The organism is Cellvibrio sp. KY-YJ-3 (genome assembly GCF_008806955.1).
Classification (GTDB): Bacteria; Pseudomonadota; Gammaproteobacteria; order Pseudomonadales; family Cellvibrionaceae; genus Cellvibrio.
In genome coordinates, this window is the sequence record NZ_CP031727.1 from 404,821 (window position 1) to 430,292 (window position 25,472).

A 25,472-nucleotide genomic window follows, 5' to 3' on the forward strand; every position below is an offset into this window, starting at 1 on the left:
CAAGATTAACTGAAACTGACTAGACTACTCATTCTTTGTATAAGCTGCTAAACGCTTTGGTGTTTACCACCCAAACTGGCCGCAATAAAAACACAGAGAAAAACCACAATAAAATGCGGTGCAAACCAAATGAAGTTGGTAGCAGAAAGATTTTCCAACGTAGAAAGTGAAAACAGAAAAACATGCGAGAGGATTAGGTCAGCCACAACAAATCCAATCGCCACGTACAGCCATTTTAAAGATGTGATTCTTAACAGCAGATAGGCAGCAATAGCCGACAGGATTCCAATCCCAAGCAATTGAACTACGAGCAATTCCCAAAAAAAGAGCACCGGGAAATTCGCTGAGTTTTCTTTTGCCCAATCGGCAATTGAACCCGGCAGCACAATTGCTGCTGTATGACCGAGAATAAAGTAAGCCGCAACATAAAAAACAATCGCGCCCAACACGGCGCCAGCGAAAATGCTTTTAACTTTTGCGTTCATGAAGACCTCCATTTCGTTTACGGTTTAAACCGTTGGTTTTCCATCTTTGATTTCGTTTAAACGTTTGATAAGTTCCGGATCTTTGTTTATTAGCCCATCAATAATTTCACTGCATTTATGAAGCTGAGTATCACCCAGATAATTACTGAGACTAACAAAACAAAAAATAATCCCCAGCGCAAGTGAATATACAGCATTGAGTTCGGGCATAAATTGAAAATACGAATTGCAGAGTGCAGTTATTGCAACTACAGCATAGACATATACGTTTATTTTTAGGCTTCTTTTAAGCGAAGCCACAAACTTAAGCTCTTTATTCGTCACAAAAACCTCCTGTATTTTTAGCCGCTATTGTGTGTGTGGGGGGGGCAATATAGCGGCTGACTAAACCACCCCACCACAATTTCCAGCACCGAATTACTCCGTCTTCGCCGGTGGCACATAGCCTTCAGCTTCATCCACTTTATCGCCAGACAAAAACTTTTCCATTTGTTCGGTTAAATATACTTTGGTGCCCATGTCCATTACGTTTAGCCGTTTTTCGTTGATGAGCAAGGTTTGGTGGGCCATCCATTCTTGCCAGGCTTGTTTGGAAATGTTGTTAAACAAATCCATGCCTTTGGCACCGGGGTAAGGGGGCATGTCCAGACCTTCCATTTCAGTTTTGTATTTGCGGCAAAAAACCATTCTGGCCATAAACTTTCTCACTTTACTTTTTTAGCGATTGATGTGCGTTTGGTTGCACTTGGTGGGGCGCTGTGGCGCGGATCAAGCCGGGCGATTTTTTCCAGCAGTTTTTTAACCGGCGCAGCCAAACCCAGCGCACTGGGTTGATGGGGATTGTACCAGTGTGTGGTGGCTTCCCCGATAGCACGCGGCGCTTTGCCAAGCTGGATTAATACCGGTGTGATATCCAGATGGTAATGGCTAAAGGTGTGGCGATAGCTATTCCACGCTTCAAACTCGATCACTGTGCCGTAATGGTCCTCTGCAAATGTTTGCGCATCAGCATCAATCGCCAATTCGGGAAAACTCCACAGACCACCCCAAATTCCCTGCGCGGGACGTTGTTGCAGTAATAAATCGCCTGCCGGATTACGCAGCATTAATAATTGCACGGATTTTTCCGGCAGTGCTTTTTTCGGTTTCTTGCCGGGGTAGTCCTGCGGGTTGCCTTGCGCGTAGGCGATACAACCTTCGCGCAAGGGGCACTGTTCGCACTTAGGTTTGCTGCGCGTGCAGACGGTGGCACCCATGTCCATCATCGCCTGGGTGTAGTGATTGGCGCGTTTTTTGGGCGTGTAGGTTTCGGCGATTTCCCACAGTTGGCTCACCACATCGCTCTGCCCCGGCCAACCTTCCACCGCGTGATAACGCGCGAGTACACGTTTGACGTTGCCATCCAGAATCGCGGCGCGCTGTTGAAACGCGATGCTGGTAATCGCACCGGCAGTAGAGCGACCGATGCCGGGTAATTCGGCCAATGCTTCCACGGTCGCGGGAAACTCACCGCCGTATTGATTCACCACCTGCTGCGCACATTTATGCAAATTGCGCGCGCGGGCGTAGTAACCCAAACCCGTCCATAAATGCAGCACTTCATCAATCGGCGCAGCGGCGAGGGATTCCACCCTGGGGAAGCGCGCAATAAAGCGTTCAAAATAAGGGATCACGGTAGTGACCTGGGTTTGCTGCAACATAATTTCTGACAGCCACACGCGATAGGCGCTGATGTCTTGTTGCCAGGGCAAATGTTTGCGCCCGTATTGATCAAACCATTTAAGAACACGGCGGGAAAAATCTTGGCTCATGGATAATTCAGCGGTCATAGAAACGGGAAGGGACATGTATGTAACAACTCTGGCGAGGCTGCGCAGAGTGCAACCAATTGCTGATAAGAGTTGTGAGTTTACCACCGCCCCCGTGAGGGCGCGCGGTGGTGTGTTTGTTACCGGTAGTAATCTATTATTTTACTCAACAACAGGTTCAGTCGCGGCGGACGATGCTGCTGCCGAAGCGGGTGTTTTAAACAATTTATTCTGCAGTTTATTAATCAGCTCCTGCTTTTTGTCCTCCACTTGTTGCTTCACTTCCTGTTTTTTCTCTTCCACTTTTTGTTCAGCCGCTTCGATTTTAGCGCCGTGTTTTTCACGCAGTTTGTACTCGGCAAAATCTTTGGTTAAATCGCCCAGTGCATTCTTGTCAAAACCACAATCTTTCACCGGATCAATCGCACCAAAGGAACCTTTGCAGCGCAGTAGCGAGAGGCCGCGATCGACCCAATAATTAGTGGTGCCCAGACTACAACCTTTGAGTTGCGCCGCTTCACTGGCGGAGGCGATTTTAATCGGCAATTTAAATTCGTATTTGTCGTTCGCCAGATTAATTTTACCGGTACTGGCCAGCAGCAACTGCGACACACCGGCGTTGAAACTGTTGAGACTAATCACCTGATCGCGCCAAACGATATTGCCATCCAGCTGACGCATTTCGGTAAAGGCGTCCCAGGTCACTTGCTCCTGATTTTGCGTAACCAGATTCACCAATTTGCAAAATTGCTCTTCAATATTGAGCGGCGCTAAACGCACCTGCGCGCCGGAAAAGTTAGCGGTGCTGTTCATGGAGGTCATTAACTGATTCACCGTGGCGCCTTGCGCCGTACCTTGGGTATTGGCCTGAATCGCGCCGGAGAGCGCCATTTTTTCATCCATCTGCAAATCTTTTAACAGTGGCGCCAATTCAAAACCCTGCACCGCGCCATCAAAATTGAGTGCGGCTTTATCGCTGCGGGCGTCGGTTTTGCTGGTGAATTTCACATCACCGCTGTAAGCCTTGGCGGTGAGGTTTTGATTGACCACGCCATTTTTAGCATTCACCGTGAGCAGAATATTTTCCAGCGCCATTTGTTTGATAATCATGCGCTGCAAGGCAAACTTTGCATTCAGATTTAACCCGCGAATCGCCTCCAGTGGTAAGGGGGTATCTTCCTGCGCGGCGGTGGATTCTGTTGCTTCCACCTCACTGGGCGGCGGCAAATAATCATCGACATTAATGCTGTCGCCTTTGAGATCCACCTTAAGCGCGGTGTTAGCCAGATCGGTAATCGCCAAGGCACCCTCAAACCGGGTTTTATCCAACTGCATCACCAGATTCGTTAATTGCAGCTGCTGGTCATTGCCATCAATCGCCGCCGAGAGGCTGAATTGTTTCAAGGCATCGCTATTGGCGGTTTCCAATTCGGTGCCGAGCGCGGCGAGCAGCCCGCGCAAATTGGTTTCCTTCACGCTGAGCTGGCCTTTGTATGCGGGTTTGTTTTGCACATCACTCAGCGCCATTTGATAGCCAAGCACCAGCGGCGCGGCCTTGCCCACCCCCAACTGCAATTCGCCGTCGCTCAGGGTGATGTCGCTCAGCTGGGCATCCACGCTCAGGTTATTGTTGAGTGCGATATCCAGCAACAAGGGCGCAGCACCGTCTTGCGCCATTTCTACGCTCAGCGCGAGGGTCAGCGGAAAAGGCTCGGCGCGGGTATTCACGTCACTCAGGTGCAAATTAATCGCGCGCAGTGCCAGTTTCTGGCCGCTTTGGGCATCACTGTAGTTCACTTGTGAATTGGTGAGGCTGATGTCCTGGATATCCAGGGTTAAATCAGCTGGGGAGTCGGTAGTTGTTTCGGCGGCGGGTTTGGCATCGCTTTTGGTTAAGGCCTCCCAATTGCCTGTGCCCGCTTTATCCACCGCGAGATTAATACGCGCGCCATCGACCAACAGGTGATCGACCTGAAAATCCCCCGAGAACAAAGGCATTAACTTCAGCAGCAAGCTGGCGCGGGTTAATTCTGCCAGCGGTTGTTCCGGCGTTGCTAGCGCGGCCACACTGAGGTCATTAATTTCTACCCCGATGCTTGGCCAGAGGTTCCAGCCCAAATCACCTTTGATGGACAGGGCAATGCCCTGCTCCTTGGCAGCATTTTCGATGTGCGGTTTAAAACGATTGACGTCCACCAGCAGGACGAGCGCGAGCACAGCAATCACCGGAATGGCGATAAGAGCGAGCAGTATTTTTCCCAAAGTCTTCATAGGGACTCCTTGTTAGTAAGCGAAAAAACGTGGTTATCAATAACCAAAAGCTTGTGCGGTAAGCAGAGGGTTCAAGAGGGATCAACCAACTGCAGACCGCTGATATCGGGGTTAAGCGGTTTCACCTGGGGTTTGAGCTGGCCCAGATCGCTGCCAGCGGGCGCCAAGCCAAAATCGACCGGGCCGACCGCTACCGGTACCACCAGTGGGCGCTCATCCTCGCGCAGTAAATCGGCGCCGGCTTCAGCAATATCCCAGTCTTCCAGTTCGATCTCCACCAGTGGCAGGGGCAGATGATCTTCATCACTCAGGGTAGCGCCCGCCTCGGCCACCACCAGATCCGGCACCGCCACAGTGGCCACTGGTGTGGGTGCGACCTCCGAAGCATCCAATAAGTTTCCACTTTGGGCGCGCAGGCTCAGGCCAGAGAGATCCACCGCCACCGGTGCGGCCGCTGCAGGGCGCTGGTTGGCGGGCAGTAAATCCGCGCCCGCCGGTGCAATCGACCACACTGGCGCTATTGGCGTAACGGGGGTAATCGCTGCCGTCGCAGCGGGGTGATTGACGGGTGCTGGCGCCACCGGGCGGACAGGTGCTGGTTTGGGCGCCGCCGCCGTAGCCGGGCTGCTATCGCTGGGGCAGATTTCCACCTGCGCGCCCGCCTTGAGCAATACCTCGCGATACTTGTGGGCAGTCGCTTCATCCAGCTTGCGTTTGAGTGGAACGGGGCGGCCGGTAAACAGTGCATCCACCTTGGCGGCATCCACTTTAAATAGCTGCTGCAGCTTGAGTTTGACCTCCGTTAATTGGTGACCAAACACAATATCGCCGCGAAAAATAATGTCGAATTCAGAAGTGCTCATCGCAATAGGACTCGCTAGAAGAGTGGCAGATGCAAGGATAATAGCACTCCTGCCTTTGGCTGCGGGCGCGGTGGGAGCACCAAGCCGCCGGTGTGATAACAAGCGCGATAACCAGTGCACAGAATGTAACCAATCAGTCTTAGGGACAACTGGCACAAGGCAAGAAGCGGAACCATACTCTATACCTGACCCACTCAGGGAGTAATAACGCCATGCTGCCTTTCATCGATAAAAAACTGCAGGATAATCGCTTCACCGGCGATCAACTCATCAGCCCGCACGGCAACGCGCGCATTAAGGTAGAGCAGGATATCGCCTTCCTCACTGATCGCATTACTGCGATGAAAAGTCAGGCGCGCCCTAATCCCATGTTGATTGAGCACTATCAATCCATGCTCAAAAGCCGCGAATCCGTGCTCAAGTGGTTAATGGACGGCTGCGATGACGAAACCTCCAGCCTGCCCGGCCAGCGCAGCGCCTGACCATCAAGTGGCTGACGGATCATCACTCAAGTGATGATCCATATCCAACGCGGGTGCCTCGCCCTTGGGGCGCCCGATAGGTTTGGCTGGCACACCGGCAACGGTGGTATGCGGTGCAACTGCATCCAACACCACACTGCCCGCCCCGATTTTTGCCCCCTCGCCAATTTCAATATTGCCCAGAATTTTTGCCCCGACACCAATCAATACCCCGCGCCGGATTTTAGGGTGGCGATCCGTTTTCACACAGCCGCTGCCACCGAGGGTGACGCTGTGCAGCATGGAGACATCGTCCTCAATTACCGTGGTCTCACCAATCACCACACCCGTCGCATGGTCAACCATAATACCCTGACCAATTTGTGCGCCGGGGTGGATATCCACATCAAAGGCTTCTGAAATTTGATTCTGGAAATACAGCGCCAACGCCGTGCGCCCCTGCTGCCACAGCCAATGGGCAATGCGCCAGGATTGCAGCGCGTGATAGCCCTTAAAAAATAAAAACGGCATGGAAAATTTATTGCACGCTGGATCGCGCTCGCGGTGCGCGCGAATATCAGCGCGCATCGCCCGCTCAATGTTTGCGTCGGCATTCATCGCCTCGGCAAATACATCACGCAGCATCATCGCCGGCAGCGCCTGACTGTCCAATTTATTGGCGAGATGAAAACTGATCGCCGCCGCAAACGAGGCGTGATTTAAAATCGTGGCGTGATAAAAACTCGCCAGCACCGGCTCATCTTTACTCGCTTGTTTGGCCTCGGTGTGAATTTCCTGCCACACGTCCAGGTCGGGCGGAAATATCGCCCCCGCAGATTGCATAACCATGCTTAACCCTGTTGCAAAATTAACGGAATTAATTCATCCATCGAAAAAAATACGGTCGCACCCAACGCGCGCATTTCATTTACCAAACAATTGTCGCTGCCATCGTGATTGGGCGGGCAATAACCTAAGGGGCGCATGCCCGCTGCCACCGCCGCTTGAATGCCGGTGAGTGAATCTTCCACCACAATTGCCTCAGTTGCAGGAACACCCAGGGTTTTGGCGGCGTGCAAAAATAAATCCGGCGCGGGCTTGCCGCGGGTAACATCTTCAAAACTGAAAACACGCCCTTGCACATAGGGCATGATGCCGGTTTTGTTGAGCGTCATGCGCATTTTTTCATGTTTGCCGTTGGAGGCCACACAAAAGGGAATCTTGTGATCGCGCAGATAATCCAACACCGTCATCACGCCGGTTACCGGTTCCAGTTGCTGCTCACACACCACCAGGGTTTGCAGTTGCACCTGCCGCCAAAATTGCGCGCCGCGTTCAGCTTTTTCGCTCTCGGCCAATTGCTGCCAATCGGAAGCCGATGACAACTCATCGGTAATCATGCGAATACAATCCGCCACCGATTTGCCGCGATAGGTTTCCAAAATATAATCCAGGCTGCGTTCAACACCCACCGCCTTTAAACAATCCACCGACACCTGTGCCGAGATAATTTCGCTGTCCACCAACACGCCATCACAATCAAAAATAACCAGCATGAGTACCTCGTAAATGCCGTCAACAACAATAAAAAAACAAAAACAAAAACAAAAATGAGAAAAAATAAACGATAAAAATCAGCTAGCTCGCAACGCGGGATAGGGAGTTTTTAGCAGCAACCATAAACCCGCGATTAAAAACACCAACAGCGCCGACATGCCGATACGCGCCGAATCAGCGTAGAGCGTTAAGCTCGCCACCGCCATGGGGGCTAAAAATGCCGTCGCGCGGCCCGATAATGCATAAAGCCCAAAATAGCGACCGGCTTCATCGGCGTTAACACTGCGCGCCAGATACGCGCGCGATGACGCTTGCACTGGCCCAAAGGCGATGCCAATTAATAACCCAAAACCGATATACACTTTTTCTGCCGCGGTCGCGAATAATCCGCCGCTATCTGCGGTGGATAATGACACCCAGCCAAACAGCGAATAACCCGGCCCAGTGGAGACTATGCCAAAGGTAGCCACAATCAACAGCAGCAAACTCATCAGCACGACGGTTTTGGAACCTAACTGTGCATCCAACCGGCCAGCATAAGCACAGCCGCCAATCGCCACGACTAATAACAAAATGCCGTAGATACCCATCTCAATGGTTTGCCAACCAAACATGCTCGCTGCAAAAGTACCTCCCAATGCCAGTAAGCCATTCACGCCGTCTTGATACACCATGCGTGCGAGTAAAAAGCGCAGCAGGGATTTACGCTGCATCGCTTCCGCCAAGGTGGATTTTAATTCGCGCAGCGTGCCGCTAATTGCGCGCAACAATGAAACGCCGCCATGGGAATCGGGGGTAAATAAAAACATCGGCACAATAAAAATTAAATACCAGAGCGCGGCATAGGGGCCGGTGATGCGCGCATCTTCACCTTGAGTCGCATCCAGGCCAAACAGGGGCTTAATGCCCAACAAGGTTTTGCCCGTTTCAGGGCTGCCAGCCAACAGCAGCAACACACTGAACAGCACCACCAAACCGCCGAGATAACCGAGCCCCCAAGCGAGATTAGAAACGCGGCCAATATCCTGCGCGGGAATCAGGCGCGGCATCATGGAATCGTTAAACAAAATCGAAAATTCAGCGGCGACCATTGCACAAATCACACACAACATAGGCAACCATAACGCGGAGCCGGGCGCCGCAAACCAGAGTAGCAGTAGCGCGGTAATTTTGATCAGCGCAAAAAAAGCGATCCAACGTTTGCGCGCGCCGGTGGCATCCGCGACGGCGCCTAATATCGGCGCTAAGAGCGCAATAATCACCCCGGCGATAGTCACGGTATAGCCCCAAGCCGCCTGCCCTTGCACTGCATCTTCAGCCAAGCGCGAGACAAAATAAGGCCCGAAAATAAAGGTAATCACCACCGTAAAAAATGGTTGCGCGGCCCAATCAAATAACATCCAGGAGCGAATAGCCAATTTGGATGCCGGTGGCTGATGTTGCACTGGCGAATTATTTGCACGTGGCGAGGCGATAGAAGAATCAGTCACACTGCAATCCTGTCATGTGGTTGGTGGCTTTTGATTTAAGGTTTACTGATACAAATAAAACGCTGATAAATTTCACTTAGGTTTTCCAGTACGGTATTTTTTAATTGCAACTCCGTCACTTCCAATTGCTCACGCAACAAGCTTTCGGAATATTCCCGGGCAAATTGATTGGCCAGTGGTGCATAACTTAGATGCCAGGGCTCGGGGGCTATGCCGCCGCAATCCTGCGCGTAAGGGCGAAAAAAATCACCGGTAGAAGTACACAACTCCTCGCTCAACCAGCAATGAAATTTTGCAAAAGGGCCATCACCTTCCGTCTCTGCCACCGTGAGCTGCAATTGATAATCAGGCGCAATGCGCGATGCATCATACACATCAATATCGGTGCCCCAGTGATGACGCGACGCGCCGGGCAATGCCGACCAGCGCAGAATCGCCAGGACAATATCCCGCTCGCTCATGAGGCTTAAATCCAGCGGTGCTCCGGCGCTATCCAGCACCGGGCGCAACCCCAATGCCTTGTTATTCCAGATCATCCGCTGGCGCTCAAAACTGCGATAACTGCTGGCAATTCGCAAATCAAAACCGGCGGCTGCCGCACGTGTTTGCAAACCTAGCAACGGGGTTTCCAACGCGCGATGCACACGGCATTGCAGCGCAGGTAATTCAATTAACTCGCGCTCATCCAGCCCGAGTAATAATTGTTTCATCCAATTGTGCATAGCTATTAATTATCCAAATTTTTCCACGCTCATGATCACCGACACTAAGCGCGGTAGCGCACAAACTTCGCGCTGGCACTCAATATTGCGTAGCTAATTTTTTGACCGAAGCCCCATAAAAAGAATTGCACCACTAAATCAAGCCTGTAAGATAAGGCCCGCAGTAAACGGAAAATTTGAACACAACATCCGACAACAATAATGGAGAGTCGCACTGTATGACAGCCTGTCAAAGTGAGTTATTACAGTTAAAGAATCTGGGCGTAGCATCGGTCAATATCCTCCGCGCAATAGGGATTAATACCCACGCGGATCTCAAGCGTCTGGGGGCAGTAGAAACTTATCGCCGCATTCGCGCCCGCAATATTAATGTATCCAAAGTCATGCTCTACGCCCTTGAGGGTGCACTGATGGATATTCACTGGAACGACATTCCCCCTGACCTTAAAGCCCGCTTGGTGCAAGAAGCCGAACAACCCGACGAGCTAACTCACGCCACCGCATAAATAAAAACCACATCTGTGCGCAGATGTGGTTTTACACGCAGTTTTTTCTCCGTCACAGGCTACACTAAAACTTTGCCTAATTTAGTGTTTTTGTCGCCGGGGATTCTATGTACCTTTCAACCAAACAATCCGAATTAATGTCCGAGCTGGCCGCCAAACTGGGTGCGCTGACTGAACTCATCTGCATACCAGTAACACCGGCTGAGGAGCCTTTTCGGGTCGCCGCGAGCGATGACATTTTTGCCGATATCGCCCCCACCCGCCTGTTGCGCCTCATGGAAGGTCAGGTCGATTATTACCTGCAGGGCAAGCTGGTCATGCATTTTGAGGCGGGCGACCTGCTCGGATTACCGCGCTCACTGAACTTGCCGCAAGGCCAATTCAGCTGCAGCAGTCCGGTGGAACTAGTGGCCTACGAACGCGACGCGCTGGTCGAGCAGGCCAACAGCGACCTGAAATACCAGCGCAATTGGACTTACTTTTTGGTCTGCTCCATCAGCTACTTTGAGCAGGCACTCACCCAGGAACTACGCGGTGAATTCCAACCTGCCGCTGGTTTTTTACACTTCCGCAGCGGTGAAACCATTATCCAGCAAGGCGATACCGCAGATCAGGTATATACCCTGCTGGAGGGTTCCGCCAAGGCGGTATGCGATGGTGTCACTGTGGGGCAGATCCACCCGAACGAAATTTTTGGCGCCCTCGCCGTATTCACTCGCCAACCACGGATGGCTTCGGTGGTGGCGACCAGTGATTGCACTGTACTGGCGGTACGCAAAGAGGAGTTTATCGCCTTGATTGAGCATCAACCCCAGATTTGCCTGGGGCTTATCGAGGAAATGGCCGCCAAAATTAACCAGCTAAATAGCCAGTTGCTGCAACTCAAAAGCCCGGAACTTTAAAACACAACCTCACAAACAAGAATTATTCTCAAAAAAGACTTGACCGAATAAATGAGAACGATTATCGTTAATTCGTTGCTGCGGATTTCTCCCCACAGCAGCTGAGCGGAATTGATGATCGCCCTGCAAGTCGATTGTTAAAACGGCTCACCCCTTGGGACTTTCTCTGCGAGCATTTCTGCACAAGTCTCTTGGCTAACACGGTTGCTTGGGCCGCCCCTGTGGCGGCCATTTTTCTTTTGCCGTGATTTTTTGCGATTCTTAACCTGCCGCGATTGAAATAATCCCTCCCTGCACACATATACTCCCCCGACGCTGCGTATAAACCAGCGCATCAACTTCTATGGGAGATCCTATCGTGTTACGTATTGGCTTGTTTCTGTTAACGAACATCGCGGTTCTGGTTGTTGCCGGCATTGTGCTCAGCCTTTTGGGTGTAGGCAGCTATCGCACAGCAGGTGGACTGGATTTGCAGAACCTGCTGGTATTCTGTGCGGTCTTTGGTTTTGTCGGCTCCTTTATCTCGCTGTTCATTTCCAAGTGGATGGCAAAAAAGACCATGGGCGTGCAATTGATTGACCAACCCCGCAATGCCGATGAGCAATGGCTGGTTGATACCGTGGTAGAGCTGTCGCAAAAAGCGGGCATTAAAACCCCGGAAATCGGTGTATTCCCCGCACAGGAATCCAATGCCTTTGCCACCGGTTGGAACCGCAACGCGGCACTGGTGGCGGTGAGCCTTGGCCTGCTGCAACGCTTTGAGCGCGACGAAGTGAAAGCGGTGTTAGCGCACGAAATCGGTCACGTTGCCAATGGCGATATGATTACTCTCAGCCTAATCCAGGGTGTGGTGAACACCTTTGTGATGTTCTTTGCGCGCATCATTGGCGACTTTGTCGACCGTGTATTGCTCAAGAATGAAAGCGGCCGTGGCTTTGGTTTTATGATCGCCACCTTTGTCGCTGAAATCGTACTGGGTGTTTTAGCCTCGATGATTGTGGCGGCCTTCTCCCGCTACCGTGAATTCCGTGCCGACCACGCCGGTGCTACCTTAGCGGATCGCGGTGCCATGATTCGCGCCTTACAACGCTTGCAAGCTGAAAGCGGCGCCGGTGCAGAAAGCCAAATGCCAAGCAGCATGCGCGCCTTTGGTATCAGCGGTGGTATGCGCAGCCTATTTGCCAGCCACCCACCGCTGGAAGCGCGTATCCAAGCCCTGCGCGACGCCGCCTAAGTACGAGGATCGCCGCATGACACTCTGGCGCTGGCTGCTTGTTACCTTAATGAGTGGCGCCAGCGCCTTGAGCGCTGTCGCCAATGCTTTTTCCACCGATGATGAGCGCAATAGCATGGAGGTGTTTGACGCCGCTCGCCCGAGCGTCGTTTTTGTCACCAATCAACAGCTGGCGCGCAACCCCTACTCGTTTGATCTCGTCACGGTGCCACGCGGTTCCGGCACCGGTTTTGTGTGGGATGAACGCGGTTACATAGTCACCAACTACCACGTGGTAGAGGGCGCCCGTCAAATCACCATCACCCTGCAAGATCAATCCAACTGGCCCGCCGAAGTGGTGGGTTTAGCACCGGAGCGGGATTTAGCCGTACTGCGGATTAAAGCGCCCGCCGACCAATTAACCGCTTTGCCACTGGGTGACTCAGCCGACCTGCGTGTTGGCCGCAAGGTGTTAGCCATTGGCAACCCTTTTGGGTTGGATGCCACCCTGACAACGGGTGTGGTAAGCGCCTTGGGGCGTGAAATTGAATCGCCCAACCAACGCAAAATTACCAATGTGATCCAGACAGACGCCGCCATCAACCCCGGCAACTCGGGCGGGCCGCTACTCAACTCCGAGGGCAAGCTGATTGGTGTGAATACCATGATCTATAGCCCCAGCGGTGCGAGCGCTGGCATCGGCTTTGCGATTCCAGTGAATACCGTAAAAGAAGTGGTGCCGGAGCTGATTAAACATGGCCGCATCGTGCGCCCCGTATTGGGCGTAGCGGTGGCACCCGATCACTGGGCGCAACAAATTGGTATTCAGGGCGTGCCCATTTTACGGGTAGAACCCAACTCCGCCGCCGCGCAAGCCGGTCTGCAAGGCGCCAAACGCAATAGTTGGGGGCAAATCAGTTTGGGCGATGTGATTGTGGCGATTGAGGACTATCCGGTCACCAACGACGATCAACTACTCAGCGCTCTGGAGCATTACAAACCCGGTGATAAGGTTAATGTCAGTGTGGTACGCGATGGCAAACTACTCACCCGCAAATTGCGCCTGACTAGCCCTGACTAGCACCAACCTGAGTTGATATCTGTGACTGCATTGATCCCCCTGTGCACGCTTGACGAAATACCCGAGGGCAGTAGCAGAGGGTTTGTACAGGGCGATCTCAAACTGCTGGTGGTCAAGCAGCAGGACAAGATAGTTGTCTTTCGCAATGCCTGCCCCCATTTGGGTATACCGCTGGAATGGGTAGAACACCAGTTTCTGGATAGCAGCGGCACCATGATCCAATGCGCCAACCACGGCGCACTGTTTGTGATCGACTCAGGTAAATGTGTGGCTGGGCCCTGCGCTGGCCGCAAGCTTGAGGCGATTCCTTTTCGCATCGACGACAACCAGCTGTCGATTATTCGCTCGTAAATTTGGGTAAACCCCATCGTGTTAATGCAGTGCAACAGCTAAAGTGATAGCCAATTTGTAATACAATATTAATTATCTTTTACCGGATTATATGCCATGCAAAATTTTACTTTTTCCAACCCCACCAAAATTGTTTTTGGTGAAGGCCAAATCAAAGAAATTGCCAACCTGATTCCCGCCAATGCCCGCATTCTGGTGACCTATGGCGGCGGCTCCATCAAAAAGAACGGTGTTTATGATCAAGTTGTTAAAGCACTGGAAGGCAAAACCTGGTTTGAGTTCAGTGGTATCGAACCCAACCCACATTATGAAACCCTGATGCAAGCGGTTGAACTGGTCAAAAAAGAGCAGATCGATTTCCTCTTGCCCGTTGGTGGTGGCAGCGTGATCGACGGCACCAAACTGATTGCAGCGGCGGTGAATTTTGACGGTGAACCCTGGGATATTCTGGCAAAACATGCGCCGTTTAATAGCGCCCTGCCTATTGGCTGCATCTTGACACTGCCTGCAACTGGTACCGAAAGCAATGGCAATTCGGTGATCACCAAAGCAGCCACCCACGAGAAACTGGCGTTCGGCAGCCCGCTGGTGTATCCACAATTTGCGATTCTCGACCCCACCACCACTTACAGCCTGCCACCGCGCCAGATTGCCAACGGTGCAGTGGATGCCTTTGTGCACATTATGGAGCAGTACCTGACTTACCCGGTAGACGCCAAGGTGCAAGATCGTTTTGCTGAAGGCCTATTGATGACCTTGATCGAAGAAGGTCCGCGCTCGCTGAAAGAGCCAACCAACTACGCCGTGCGCGCCAATGTAATGTGGGCGGCGACTATGGCGCTCAACGGTTTGATCGGTGTGGGTGTACCGCAAGACTGGGCGACCCATATGATCGGGCACGAACTGACGGCGATGCATGGCTTGGATCACGCCCAAACCCTGGCGGTTGTTTTACCGGCAGTGATGCAACATCAGCGCGCGAAAAAACACGCCAAGCTGGTGCAATATGGTCGCCGCGTATGGAATCTGAATCACAGCGATGAAGAGGCTTTGATCGATGCCGCCATCGCCGCCACTCGCGGTTTCTTTGAGCAGATGGGCACCCCTACCACCTTGAGTGGTTACGGTGTCGGCCGCGACTCCATCCCCAAGTTGGTCGATATGCTGGTCAAACACGAGCTGCTGGCACTGGGTGAGCACGGCGCCATCACCCCGGAAGCCTCCCGTGAAATTCTGGAGCTGGCGGCTTAATCGCCGCGCCCTATAACCCATAACCCATAAAACAAAGCCCCCGCCAGTTGTGCTGACGGGGGCTTTTTTTATGCTGCCGAATCGACACCATCGCTTAGTGAAATTTGGTCAAGGCTTGTTGCAGCTCCGCAAATGCACTTTGTAAATGCGCAATCATGTGGCGATTCTGCGCCACAATGCGCGCCGTTTCCTCACTCAAACTATCCAATTGTCCGGTTTGCTGGGTAATGGACTCGGAAGCCTGGGTCTGCTCTTCAGTGGCGGCCGCGATTTGTTGGCTAATTTTATTGATCTCGGTAACTGCTTTGGCAATACGGCCAAAGATCTGCTCTACCGCCTCGGAACTGGTGACATTCGCCAGTACGCGCTGTCGACTTTCACTCATCGCCTGCACCGATGCGCTTGAGCCTGACACCAAACGACTGACGATCTGTTTGATATTTTCGGTGGAGACCTGGGTGCGTCGCGCCAAGGTGCGCACTTCATCCGCAACTACGGCAAAACCACGGCCCTGCTCTCCGGCACGAGCCGCCTCAATCGCCGCGTTGAGCGCCAGCAAATTGGTTTGTTCAGCTATGCCCTGTATTTCTGTCAGGGTAGACGTAATGGCAGCACAATCACTCGCCAAGGTATCGATAGAGTGGGCGGTATCCCCCAAAATACGCGACAACTCGGCAATCCCCTCGCGCGCGACCTTCACTGCCACTTGCCCCTCGCGCTGGGCATGAACCGTCTCCTCGGTGAGCACGGCCGCGCGCTGGATCTGCGCGGCAACCTCCACAAACGATTGATGCATATTGTCCATAGCATGGCGAATGACTTGCGCGCCACGGCGCGATTGCCCCGCCATATTTACCAGCTCACCGGCATTGGCAGCGAGCACACTCAGGTTTTTATCCGCCTCATCCTGTGCGGACAAGGCAGAACGAACCGCTTGGGCAATAGACTCCAGCAGCCAATTTAATCGATCCAAAATAGCATTGTTGCGCGCGCGGGAGCGAACCCCCAGATCGATACGGCTATCATCAACCACCATCGTTTCGGTGACCTCAACCAACTCGTGAGCCACTATTAACAAGCGACTGGCAAGCCGCACCAGAACCACCAGCACCGCGGTTTCAATCACCACATAAAAGGCGTGCATGGCCACTATCGACCAGGAGTGCATATGATCAGGGAAAAGATAAATCGGGACTCCCGCCTCTTGCAGCAGGTGAATAACCACATGCAACACCGCAGCGGCGACAGCAGCCCAGATTAAGGGGCGCCAATCAAGGTAGGTAAAAAGTGCAGCCAGAAATACAAAATAACCAAAATGCGCCTCAATCATGCCCTTGAGTTGATGCACATGAAGCGAAACAAACAACATATAAACAATGGCAATGACTGCGGGAGTGATCTGTGGATGATTCACCAGTTTGATGGCAAACCAGTTAATGCCCATAAACAAACCACCGACAACCAACGCCAGCATCCAGGTGCCATGTACCGCGGCATAGAGCAGCGACATAAGCCACGCCAGCCCCGTTACCCAAAGCATGATGTTATCGATGTGATGACGATAGTTAATCACAAAATCAACCAGACTACTGGTTCGGGAAGAGGATGGATAAGCAGAACGAGAGGGGTATGAGGTTTTCACAGGAACACCTTGTTGTCGGATAAGACACTATACGAAGTCTAGTCAATATCTGATGACAAGGCGGCACCAAAAATGTGCAGCCATAGCGGTTATAGCTGCACTGTGAGATTACTGATGCAGAATTTTATTCACAATCGAGGTAGTCGAGCAGTTTTCGACAAAACCCAGCACCCGTACCTCGCCGCCGTAAGCTTTGACCAGCGGTGCGCCAACTACCTGATCGGCGCGGTAATCGCCGCCTTTGACCAATACTTCAGGTTTGACGCGGCGCAATAAACGTTCGGGGGTATCCTCCTCAAAAGGCACCACCCAATCGACAGCTTCCAGACCTGCCAGCACCGCCATGCGGCGATCAAGCGGGTTGATGGGGCGACCTGCACCTTTGAGTTTACGGATGGAAGCATCGGAATTCACCGCCACAATCAGGCGATCTCCCTGCTTGCGCGCCTCCTCCAGGTAGCCGACATGGCCGGCGTGGATAATATCGAAACAGCCGTTGGTGAATACAATGCGCTCGCCAGCGGCGCGGGCATCTTCTATCGCCAACAGCAGCTGCTCTTCGCTTACCACCCCCCTTTGCGCACCCTGATCCGCAATAATGGCGCGACGCAACTCCGGGCCACTCACAATAGCCGTACCCAATTTGCCCACCACTATACCGGCGGCAATATTCGCCAGCGCCGTTGCCTCAGGCAGGCGCTGCCCGGATGCAATAGCAGCGGCCAGTGTCGCGATAACGGTATCGCCCGCGCCGGTTACATCAAATACTTCGCGGCCGCGCGCTGGTAAATGCAGCTCCGCTTGGCCGGGGCGCAACAGGCTGAGACCATGTTCGCCGCGAGTAACCAGCAAGGCCTGCAAGCCAAGGCCAGCCATGAGGGTTTCGCCGCGGGCGACGATCTCCTCCTCACTCGCACACTCGCCCACAATCGTTTCAAATTCGACAAAATTGGGAGTGATAACGTCAGCGCCCTGATAGCGGTTGAAATCATCACCTTTAGGGTCGACCAGAACCGGAATACCCGCCTTGTGCGCGAGGGCGATCAGCGAACTGCAGTCCTGCAAACTGCCTTTGGCATAATCGGAGAGCACCAGCACGTCGACATCAGAAATCAAACGCTCAACTTTGGCGACAAAATCGCAACTGTCTTCAGGGCCGTATTTGTCCTCAAAATCCATGCGCAACAGCTGTTGGTGATGGCTGATAACACGCAATTTGGTTACTGTGGGTTTGGTGGCAGAGATTTGAAAATCAGCCTGCACCTTGGCCGCCGCGAGGCTGCGCTGCAGAATCTCGCCCGCTTCGTCATTGCCAATCACTCCCACCAATGACACTTGGCACCCCAGGGCACTCATATTCAATGCCACGTTGGCGGCGCCACCGGGGCGATCTTCGGTTTGATTGACATTCACGACGGGGACTGGCGCCTCCGGCGAAATGCGAGTACTCATGCCATGCCAATAGCGATCCAGCATCACATCGCCCACCACCAATACACGCGCATTTTCAAAATGGGGCATCGTTATATGCATAGTCATTCCTGCAGAGGTAAGTTCCATTAAAAAACCCATTCCTGTCATTCACATTAATTTCACACTGATCGCCAGTATCAATCTGTACCGGCGCTAACCACTAAGCCGACTCATCCTGGTCATTAAATTCTTTGGCATGCAGCCGCGCATAATGCCCACCAAGCGCAATCAGCTCTGCGTGGGTGCCCTGCTCCATAATTTCGCCCTGCTCCATCACAATAATGCGATCGGCGTTTTCAATCGTCGACAGGCGATGAGCAATCACAAAGGTGGTGCGCCCTTTCATCACACGCTCCAGCGCCGCCTGGATATAGTGCTCGGATTCATTGTCGAGTGCGGAGGTGGCCTCGTCCAAAATCAGGATAGGTGCATCTTTTAACAGCGCACGGGCAATCGCTAACCGCTGGCGCTGGCCGCCAGACAAGCGCGCGCCGGATTCACCAATCATGGTCTCAAACCCCTCGGGCAGCTTATCGATAAATTCCGTCGCATAGGCGGCGTCAGCCGCGGCCCGAATAGCTTCAGGACTGCGTGTTTGCAAACTGCCGTAGGCGATGTTCCCGGCAACCGTATCGTTAAACAAGGTCACATTCTGATTCACCAACGCGATATGGCTGCGTAAATTCGCGAGGCGGTAATCGCGCACCGAAACACCGTCAATCAGTACATCGCCCTCAGTAGTATCGTGAAAGCGATTCAGCAAACTCACCAGTGTGGATTTGCCGCTGCCCGACCTACCGACTAAAGCAATTACCTCGCCAGCGCGCACCGACAAATTCACATTGCGCAGTGCAGGCCGCTGCTGATTTGCATAACTAAAACCAAGCCCCTTGAAGCTGACCTCCCCCTTAACCCGCGCCACTTCATAGGTGCCGGTGTCTTTTTCTGTGGGTGTATCGAGCAAGGTAAAGACGCTATCCGCTGCCGCCACGCCCTTGAGAATCATTGGTGCCACTTCACCTAATTGGCGGATCGGCGTGACAATCAACCCTACAGCAGTGATGTAGCCGATAAAGGCAGCGGTGCTATCCATTTGCATAAAACTCAACGCGGCATAAATCAACAAACTCATGGATACTGCAATCAACAAATGCATCACCGGTGCATTGGCCGCACTGGTCACCACAATTTTCATATTCTGCGCATAGTTCTTTTTGCTCGCCTGCATAAAGCGATCCTGCTCATAGGTCTCACCGCCAAAGGTGCGCATCACCTGATAGCCATTAATCATCTCGCTCGATACCTGGGTGATATCCCCCACCGAATCCTGCACTTTACTACTCAGGCGACGCAAACGTCTGGCCACTTTAGTCACCAGTAGCCCCATGATTGGCGCTACAGATAAAAACAGCAGCGTCAACTTCCAATCCAGATAGAACAACCAGCCCAACAAGCCAATGACCGTTGCGCCTTCGCGAATACCTTTTTTTAGTGCATCGGTAGCGGCTACCGTCACACCATTAATGTTGTAGGTAATCAGGGAGATCATATGACCACTGGGGCGCTCATCAAACGCACTCACCGGCAACTGGGTCATGTGGTTGAACACCTGCACGCGCAAGTCATTAACCACATTAAAGGCCACCTTCGCCATAAAATAACCGCCGATAAACATGCCCAAACCACGCATAAGGGTCGCCCCCACAATAAGCAGTGGCACCAACCAACGCGCCGCTGGATCGGCAGATTCAATCGCCACCACCAGCTGCTCCATTACATGGGAGTACATCACGTTTGCGGCGGCGTAAATGATATAGCCCACTACACTGACACCGAACCAGAGCAAATAAGGTTTAAGGTAGCGCAGCAGGCGCTGGTAGATACGCCAGGAAGAAGCTTCCGACGCGGTGACTCGATTGGTGGACATCATGAATTATCCTGCTCCCCTGCCGCCGACTGGGCCGCAAAAAGGTTGTTGCGCTGTGCGCTGATCAATGCACCAAGAAGACCGGCTGGCAACCAGATACAAAACCATTTCGGGTCAATCTGCCAGAAAAAACCACGTGAATCGACCATTGAATAGATGCAGCCAAAAATGAACCACAGCACCAGCGGGTAAAACTCACGACACCCGAGAGCGTGGCGTAAGAGATAGCCAACATAAACCACACTCAATACCAAGCCCACGACCCCGGTTCGATAAAACATATCAAGCCATGCATTGTGTGCGTGGTTATAGACAGCGCCGTCGCTCAGCACAATGCGCCCTTCTTTTTCCAACCCGAGACCCCAGATAGCGTGCTCCTGCACACCGCGCGCAAACACCTCGGCCCAAATCACATCACGCAGACTGATACCACGAGCAAGCAGTAATTCTTGCACCTGATCGCGCATCACATACACCACTGCAGCCAATACCAACAGGACTGCAAAATGCAGCAGCCACTTGCGACTACTACGGCAGTAGAGCATGGCCGCAACAGGCATCAACACCACCAAGCCGACAAACGCAGCGCGGCTCTGGGACGCCAATACAGAAATTACCAAAAGTGCGATGCAACACAGATAATAAACACTCTGTTTCAGCGTTGTTGCACGCAACCATTCGATATAAGCCAGCAGTGTAAGCACACCGTAAACTGAACCTATATGGTTGGGGTTACGCGTAACACTCCAGCCCTCCAGTCGCTCAACCAAAGGATTTACCGAGTAAAAAACGACAAGGTTAATGACCGACATTACAGCCCCTACCAGCAATAGGGTTTTTATAATTGTTGCGACGTCAATCAATCCGCGCTGTGCCATCCAGCCCAAACCACAGAGCCAGGTCGCCAGTATAAAAAACTGCAATATAAAAAAGCCGGGGTCGGCGTGCGGTGCCCAAAAAGCCGTAATTGCTGAATAACCCGCGAACACTACACCTAACAAGGTGAAGCCTCCGCCGTATTGCGCCAGCGAGGGTTTGCGCCAAGGCAATAAACACAACAGCGGGATAAACAGGCCAAGCGCATAAACAGCTTCCAACCCATCGCGCGACGGTGCCCAGAGAAAGGCGCTAATAAATACGAGTAAGCCAACCGCCACCCAAGCCGCTATCTTTTGCTCCCGATATTGTCCATTTTTAAAAAATTCCAACGACATCCAAACACCTTGTCTCAACAAATACTGTATCAATGCGACGCTGGCGCATGACCAAAGTCGCGCCAATAAATTTTTAACGCGCGCTGTTGAACCTGTTTCAGCAATGACGCGTTGTTTTCCAGAATATCGCGCAGCGGGCAATCAAAGTAGATTTTCAAAAACCGCAAGCTGTCGCGACGATTAAAACCGAGGTTTAAGCTGGAGTAATAAAGCGCCGCCAAGTCTTTAATTTGCCAACGCCGCGGCACTTGCACTCGACACTGGGCGCGATGCAAATCAATCAGATAAATCTCTGGATTATTACCTGCAACCAATGACTCAGGTTTGAGCATAAAGTGGCATAGATACAAATCGCGATGGTTTATACCCGCCTCATGCAGCGCACGCACCATCAGCGCAAGCTGCTTGAGGATAAGCAGCCGAGGCTTAATCGCCACTGAATTTTGCTCAAAGTAGTGATCCAGCTGAACAACATCAGCCAGCTCGCGCGTAACAATAAACGATTGCTGGCGCGCCGGATTTTTACCGCGCACCCCATAGGCAAGCGGAATCAAGCTGGGAATATTCAAGGCGCGCAATTTGTTGAGCGCTTTCCATTCATTTGTCGCACCCAACACCGGCAGGCGCAACTGCAGCAAATTTTTGAAAATTTCCCGCCAACCCACACCGCGATGCCATTTGCGGTAGTAGCCGCGCCCGTTGATTTCAAAGCGCAGGGTTTGACGATCTTTCATCTCGCGTGCGATTTTTCCCTGCATATTTTCCATCAGGGTAAATACATCCTGACCTGTCCATTCATCGCTCAACTCGTCGCGCACAATTACAGTCCGGTCTGTAAGCGTTTGCCCTGGAGTAAAAACGGGAGCGTAATTTTTTTTCCTACTGGCGATTTTTTCCAGTGCCACAACGGCAACTTCAGGGCGGGAGAAGACATCGCTTGTCCGTGCAAATAATTCTCCACGCTCACGCCATACACCTGCGTCAACCGCGAGCATTGCGGCGACCAATTCAGCAATCGCTGTAGGCGATGCCTTTGCCGGAATCAACTCGCCCATTTGCTGTTCAACAACATAGTGCGCATAGCCGCAGTGAGCGGAGGCCACTACCGGAACGCCACAGAGCATTGCCTCCAAAATCACATTGCCAGCAAGTTCTTTGCGCGCGGGGTGCAACAGCAAATCCGCCGCATGCAACAAATCGCCCACGGGGCTGCGCGGCCCAAGAAAAAATACGCTTGAATCAACGCCTGCTTGCATCGCTTGCTGGCGATAAGTGTAGGGATCGTCCTTGCCCACAATTACCAAGGCGATTTTATCGGCCATGATTTTGGTTAATTCTGCAAACGCGTTAATACTGATATCCACGCCTTTGGTTTTATAACCTGAACCCAAACACACAATAATTTTAGTGTCGGGCGTTACACCCAATTCATGACACAGCGTATTACGCGCTGCACGCGGGTTGCTACACGTCAGATGCCTGGCGGAGATTCCTGGCGGCAGCGCATAAAAACGTTCGGGCTGGGTAGCGTAATAACGCGCAAATAATATTTGTTCACTGGCAACTAATGAAAGAATTTGCGTTGTACTTGCTTCCGAAAATACGGCGCGCTCGTAGGCAAGATATAACCGCGAGCGCGGTGCCAGTCGATACACCCAATTGCGCTCACTGTAAGCTTTGTGCGCAAAGCAGCTGTCACCAGCAAAATACACATCCAGCCCCGGCATTTTATTAAAGCCAACCAACAAATCAAATTGATCGCGCTGGAATTGCTGTTGAAAAGCGGTAACAAAATTTTTCACGCCGGCAATATTAAAAAAACCTGCATTTTTAATCTCGATAATATCGATACCGGAAATTTTCTCACCTTGCCAGTCACCACAAAAAATACTGACCTGATGACCTTTTGTTTGTGCCGCTTGGGCAATAGCCAACATATCCCGCTGCAACCCACCAAAGGGGAAATAGCGAAAAATCACCAAGGCTAGCTTCATTAATAAATTCCGTTTAGCGACTGATATGAATTGGCTTGGCAAGCAAGTTATTGAGTGCCTCCAACACTTGCTGCGGCATTAACTCGCGCAAACATTTGTGATGCACTTTAGGACACTCACGCTCAAAACAAGGTGCGCACTCAATTTTGTTGCTGATAATACTTACGCTATTGGAGAGTGGCGGTGTGTGCTCAGGTGAGGTAGAGCCATAGATCACCGCCAACGGTTTTTGCAGCGCTGCAGCGATATGCATCAAACCCGAATCATTACTGAGCACTGCATCAGCGCAGGCCATTAATTCGATCGCCTCACCCAGCGACGTGTTGCCCGCCAGGTTATAACAATGCTGCCGCTCTTCATCCAACAGCAAATTACGAATTGCATCAGTCACTAGATTATCTTTAGCCGACCCCATTAACCACACCTGCCATCCCGCACGAATTTTTTCATCGGCGATTTCAGCAAAATAATGCTCAGGCCAACGCTTGGCAGGGCCGTACTCGGCACCGGGGCAGAGTATCAACAGTGGACGGTTCAGCTGCAATGCAAACTTTGTTAATAATTGTGGTTGATGTGATTGATTAACATGCAATTCGGGAAAAGGAAATTCTTGTAGCGGAGCTGCATTTTTTGGCAGCGCCAATGCTGCGTAGCGCTGCACCATTAATGGATAGCGTTTTTTGTCCAACACGCGCACATCATTTAATAATCCGTAACGCAATTCACCGCGCCAGCCGGTACGCACTGGGATATTGGCAAAGAAAGGAATAAAGGCAGATTTAAATGAGTTGGGCAACACGATGGCCTGTTCGTAACCTTCGCCAGTAAGTGACTTGCCCAATGCGCGCCGGTCACCCAAACCAAAAGTTCCGTGACCGAGCGGCATATCAATCACCTTGTAAACTTCCGGCATACACGCCAACAACTGACGCGTCCAACCTGAGGCAAGCACATCAATGCGCACTTGCGGATTGCGCAGCTTGAGCAATTTAAACAGGGTTTGCGCCATCATCATATCGCCGATCCACGCAGGGCCAATCACCAAAATTTTTTGGATTTTTTTCAGCTCGGCAGGAAATTCCATTTCATTCATAAACGACGATTCAACAATTAACGAGGGTTCAGTCATAAGTGACGATTCAATTGACGAGAGTTCAGTCATTACACATTGAACACTAACGGAAGATGCTTTAACGCAGGACTATTAACACACAACACCAAAACGATAACGGAGCCGTTCGGCTCCGTTAGAGTGGCGCTATTTTGCAACCGGTGCCAACCAGTTGGTGTGCGCGGGCAATTCGCCCCGCACGGATTTGAAATACAAATCCTGTAACCGGGTAGTAACTGGACCACGGCGACCTTCGCCGATGATACGACCATCCAATTCACGGATTGGCAATACTTCTGCGGCTGTTCCAGTGAAAAATGCTTCGTCAGCGACATATACTTCATCGCGTGTGATGCGTTTTTCTTTGATGGTGTAACCGCAATCTGCCGCCAGATGGAAAATCGTGTTGCGGGTGATGCCATCGAGACAAGAAGTCAGTTCCGGTGTGTAGATAATGCCATCGCGCACCAAAAAGAAATTCTCGCCGCTACCTTCTGCCACGTAACCTTCAGCATCAAGCAACAGCGCTTCTTCACAACCACTGTCTAATGCTTCTTGCAGTGCTAACAGCGAGTTGATGTAATGGCCGTTGGCTTTCGCTTTACACATGGAAATATTCACGTGATGGCGAGTGTAGCTTGAGGTGCGGATACGGATACCTTGATCGCGCGCTTCCGGTGACATATACGAAGGCCAGTGCCAGGCAGCAACCATGATATGCACTTTCAAATTGTCGGCGCGCAGGCCCATGCCTTCGGAACCGTAAAACGCCATAGGGCGCAAGTAAGCTTCAGCCAAACCATTTTCACGCACCACCATTTTGTGCGCTTCATTCACCACGTCTTTAGTGAAGGGCATTTTCATGCGCATGATGTGCGCCGAGCGGAACAGACGATCGGTGTGTTCTTGCAGACGGAAAATACTGGTGCCCAGGGTTGAGCTGTTGTAAGCGCGCACGCCTTCAAACACGCCCATACCGTAATGCAGTGTGTGGGTTAACACGTGAACCTTGGCGTCGCGCCAGGGAATGAGTTCACCATCAAGCCATATAACGCCGTCGCGATCGGCAAAAGACATAGCAACTCCAATAATTCTGTATGTATGTTTGAGGGATTGTTAGGCGCGGCCACAGCCGCGCAGCACTCAATGT

24 protein-coding genes are annotated in these 25,472 nt (G+C 52.0%); 7 read left to right on the forward strand and 17 right to left on the reverse strand.

Going from position 1 to position 25,472, the window contains the following annotated elements:
* Positions 1–47: 47 nt before the first annotated feature.
* The 6 genes from D0B88_RS01880 to D0B88_RS01905 form a co-directional block, all read right to left on the reverse strand.
* Complete coding sequence (locus tag D0B88_RS01880; RefSeq protein ID WP_151054609.1) at positions 48–485, reverse strand: hypothetical protein; 438 nt, start codon at positions 483–485, stop codon at positions 48–50.
* A gap of 24 nt (positions 486–509) precedes the next feature.
* Complete coding sequence (locus D0B88_RS01885) at positions 510–809, reverse strand: hypothetical protein (RefSeq protein ID WP_151054611.1); 300 nt, start codon at positions 807–809, stop codon at positions 510–512.
* A gap of 93 nt (positions 810–902) precedes the next feature.
* Positions 903–1,181 carry an oxidative damage protection protein gene (locus D0B88_RS01890; RefSeq protein ID WP_151054613.1) on the reverse strand — a complete coding sequence of 93 codons (279 nt, stop codon included), beginning with the start codon at positions 1,179–1,181 and terminating at the stop codon, positions 903–905.
* Between the two features lie 8 nt (positions 1,182–1,189).
* A complete protein-coding gene (gene mutY, locus D0B88_RS01895; RefSeq protein ID WP_225318493.1) occupies positions 1,190–2,296 on the reverse strand; it encodes an A/G-specific adenine glycosylase in 1,107 nt (368 codons plus the stop codon).
* A gap of 159 nt (positions 2,297–2,455) precedes the next feature.
* On the reverse strand, positions 2,456–4,564 hold the full coding sequence (locus tag D0B88_RS01900; protein ID WP_151054614.1) for an AsmA family protein: 2,109 nt from the start codon (positions 4,562–4,564) through the stop codon (positions 2,456–2,458).
* Positions 4,565–4,635: 71 nt separating this feature from the next.
* The gene (locus D0B88_RS01905; RefSeq protein WP_151054616.1) at positions 4,636–5,427 is read right to left on the reverse strand and encodes a hypothetical protein; all 792 of its coding nucleotides are present in this window, start codon (positions 5,425–5,427) and stop codon (positions 4,636–4,638) included.
* A 212-nt stretch (positions 5,428–5,639) separates the two neighbouring features.
* Here D0B88_RS01905 and D0B88_RS01910 point away from each other — a divergent pair, with 212 nt between their 5' ends.
* Positions 5,640–5,909, forward strand: a complete 270-nt coding sequence (locus D0B88_RS01910; RefSeq protein ID WP_007639851.1) for a hypothetical protein — start codon at positions 5,640–5,642, stop codon at positions 5,907–5,909.
* A gap of 3 nt (positions 5,910–5,912) precedes the next feature.
* Here D0B88_RS01910 and cysE read toward each other — a convergent pair whose 3' ends face one another.
* The 4 genes from cysE to D0B88_RS01930 all read right to left on the reverse strand — a co-directional run bounded on the left by cysE (position 5,913) and on the right by D0B88_RS01930 (position 9,645).
* Positions 5,913–6,737: a serine O-acetyltransferase gene (gene cysE / locus D0B88_RS01915; RefSeq protein ID WP_007639848.1), complete on the reverse strand. Its 825-nt coding sequence runs from the start codon at positions 6,735–6,737 to the stop codon at positions 5,913–5,915.
* 2 nt (positions 6,738–6,739) lie between these two features.
* Positions 6,740–7,444: an HAD family phosphatase gene (locus tag D0B88_RS01920; RefSeq protein WP_151054618.1), complete on the reverse strand. Its 705-nt coding sequence runs from the start codon at positions 7,442–7,444 to the stop codon at positions 6,740–6,742.
* A gap of 78 nt (positions 7,445–7,522) precedes the next feature.
* Positions 7,523–8,935: an MFS transporter gene (locus D0B88_RS01925; RefSeq protein ID WP_151054620.1), complete on the reverse strand. Its 1,413-nt coding sequence runs from the start codon at positions 8,933–8,935 to the stop codon at positions 7,523–7,525.
* Between the two features lie 35 nt (positions 8,936–8,970).
* Positions 8,971–9,645 carry a M15 family metallopeptidase gene (locus tag D0B88_RS01930; RefSeq protein ID WP_225318494.1) on the reverse strand — a complete coding sequence of 225 codons (675 nt, stop codon included), beginning with the start codon at positions 9,643–9,645 and terminating at the stop codon, positions 8,971–8,973.
* Between the two features lie 230 nt (positions 9,646–9,875).
* Here D0B88_RS01930 and D0B88_RS01935 point away from each other — a divergent pair, with 230 nt between their 5' ends.
* The 6 genes from D0B88_RS01935 to D0B88_RS01960 all read left to right on the forward strand — a co-directional run bounded on the left by D0B88_RS01935 (position 9,876) and on the right by D0B88_RS01960 (position 14,961).
* A complete protein-coding gene (locus D0B88_RS01935; RefSeq protein WP_007639843.1) occupies positions 9,876–10,163 on the forward strand; it encodes a TfoX/Sxy family protein in 288 nt (95 codons plus the stop codon).
* Between the two features lie 107 nt (positions 10,164–10,270).
* Positions 10,271–11,065 (forward strand): Crp/Fnr family transcriptional regulator, encoded by a 795-nt coding sequence (locus tag D0B88_RS01940; RefSeq protein ID WP_151054624.1) that lies wholly within the window; start codon positions 10,271–10,273, stop codon positions 11,063–11,065.
* Between the two features lie 358 nt (positions 11,066–11,423).
* Positions 11,424–12,299, forward strand: a complete 876-nt coding sequence (gene htpX / locus D0B88_RS01945) for a protease HtpX (RefSeq protein ID WP_007639841.1) — start codon at positions 11,424–11,426, stop codon at positions 12,297–12,299.
* Between the two features lie 16 nt (positions 12,300–12,315).
* The gene (locus D0B88_RS01950; RefSeq protein WP_007639839.1) at positions 12,316–13,359 is read left to right on the forward strand and encodes a S1C family serine protease; all 1,044 of its coding nucleotides are present in this window, start codon (positions 12,316–12,318) and stop codon (positions 13,357–13,359) included.
* A 21-nt stretch (positions 13,360–13,380) separates the two neighbouring features.
* Positions 13,381–13,710: a Rieske (2Fe-2S) protein gene (locus D0B88_RS01955; RefSeq protein ID WP_151054626.1), complete on the forward strand. Its 330-nt coding sequence runs from the start codon at positions 13,381–13,383 to the stop codon at positions 13,708–13,710.
* A 96-nt stretch (positions 13,711–13,806) separates the two neighbouring features.
* Entirely contained in the window at positions 13,807–14,961 is a 1,155-nt protein-coding gene (locus tag D0B88_RS01960; protein ID WP_151054628.1) for an iron-containing alcohol dehydrogenase, read from the forward strand.
* 94 nt (positions 14,962–15,055) lie between these two features.
* Here the strand turns inward: D0B88_RS01960 and D0B88_RS01965 are convergent, their stop codons facing one another.
* The 7 genes from D0B88_RS01965 to D0B88_RS01995 form a co-directional block, all read right to left on the reverse strand.
* Positions 15,056–16,603, reverse strand: a complete 1,548-nt coding sequence (locus D0B88_RS01965) for a methyl-accepting chemotaxis protein (RefSeq protein ID WP_151054630.1) — start codon at positions 16,601–16,603, stop codon at positions 15,056–15,058.
* A 108-nt stretch (positions 16,604–16,711) separates the two neighbouring features.
* Positions 16,712–18,136 (reverse strand): bifunctional D-glycero-beta-D-manno-heptose-7-phosphate kinase/D-glycero-beta-D-manno-heptose 1-phosphate adenylyltransferase HldE, encoded by a 1,425-nt coding sequence (gene hldE, locus D0B88_RS01970; RefSeq protein WP_151054632.1) that lies wholly within the window; start codon positions 18,134–18,136, stop codon positions 16,712–16,714.
* Positions 18,137–18,236: 100 nt separating this feature from the next.
* Positions 18,237–20,006 (reverse strand): lipid A export permease/ATP-binding protein MsbA, encoded by a 1,770-nt coding sequence (gene msbA / locus D0B88_RS01975; protein WP_225318495.1) that lies wholly within the window; start codon positions 20,004–20,006, stop codon positions 18,237–18,239.
* The gene (locus D0B88_RS01980; protein ID WP_151054634.1) at positions 20,003–21,217 is read right to left on the reverse strand and encodes an O-antigen ligase family protein; all 1,215 of its coding nucleotides are present in this window, start codon (positions 21,215–21,217) and stop codon (positions 20,003–20,005) included. Before D0B88_RS01980 ends, msbA begins: the two co-directional genes overlap by 4 nt.
* A gap of 29 nt (positions 21,218–21,246) precedes the next feature.
* On the reverse strand, positions 21,247–23,211 hold the full coding sequence (rfaP, locus tag D0B88_RS01985; RefSeq protein ID WP_151054636.1) for a lipopolysaccharide core heptose(I) kinase RfaP: 1,965 nt from the start codon (positions 23,209–23,211) through the stop codon (positions 21,247–21,249).
* 13 nt (positions 23,212–23,224) lie between these two features.
* Positions 23,225–24,340 carry a lipopolysaccharide heptosyltransferase II gene (gene waaF, locus D0B88_RS01990; protein ID WP_151054638.1) on the reverse strand — a complete coding sequence of 372 codons (1,116 nt, stop codon included), beginning with the start codon at positions 24,338–24,340 and terminating at the stop codon, positions 23,225–23,227.
* Between the two features lie 129 nt (positions 24,341–24,469).
* Positions 24,470–25,399, reverse strand: coding sequence for a branched-chain amino acid transaminase (locus D0B88_RS01995; RefSeq protein WP_151054640.1), 930 nt, complete (start codon positions 25,397–25,399; stop codon positions 24,470–24,472).
* Positions 25,400–25,472: the final 73 nt, after the last annotated feature.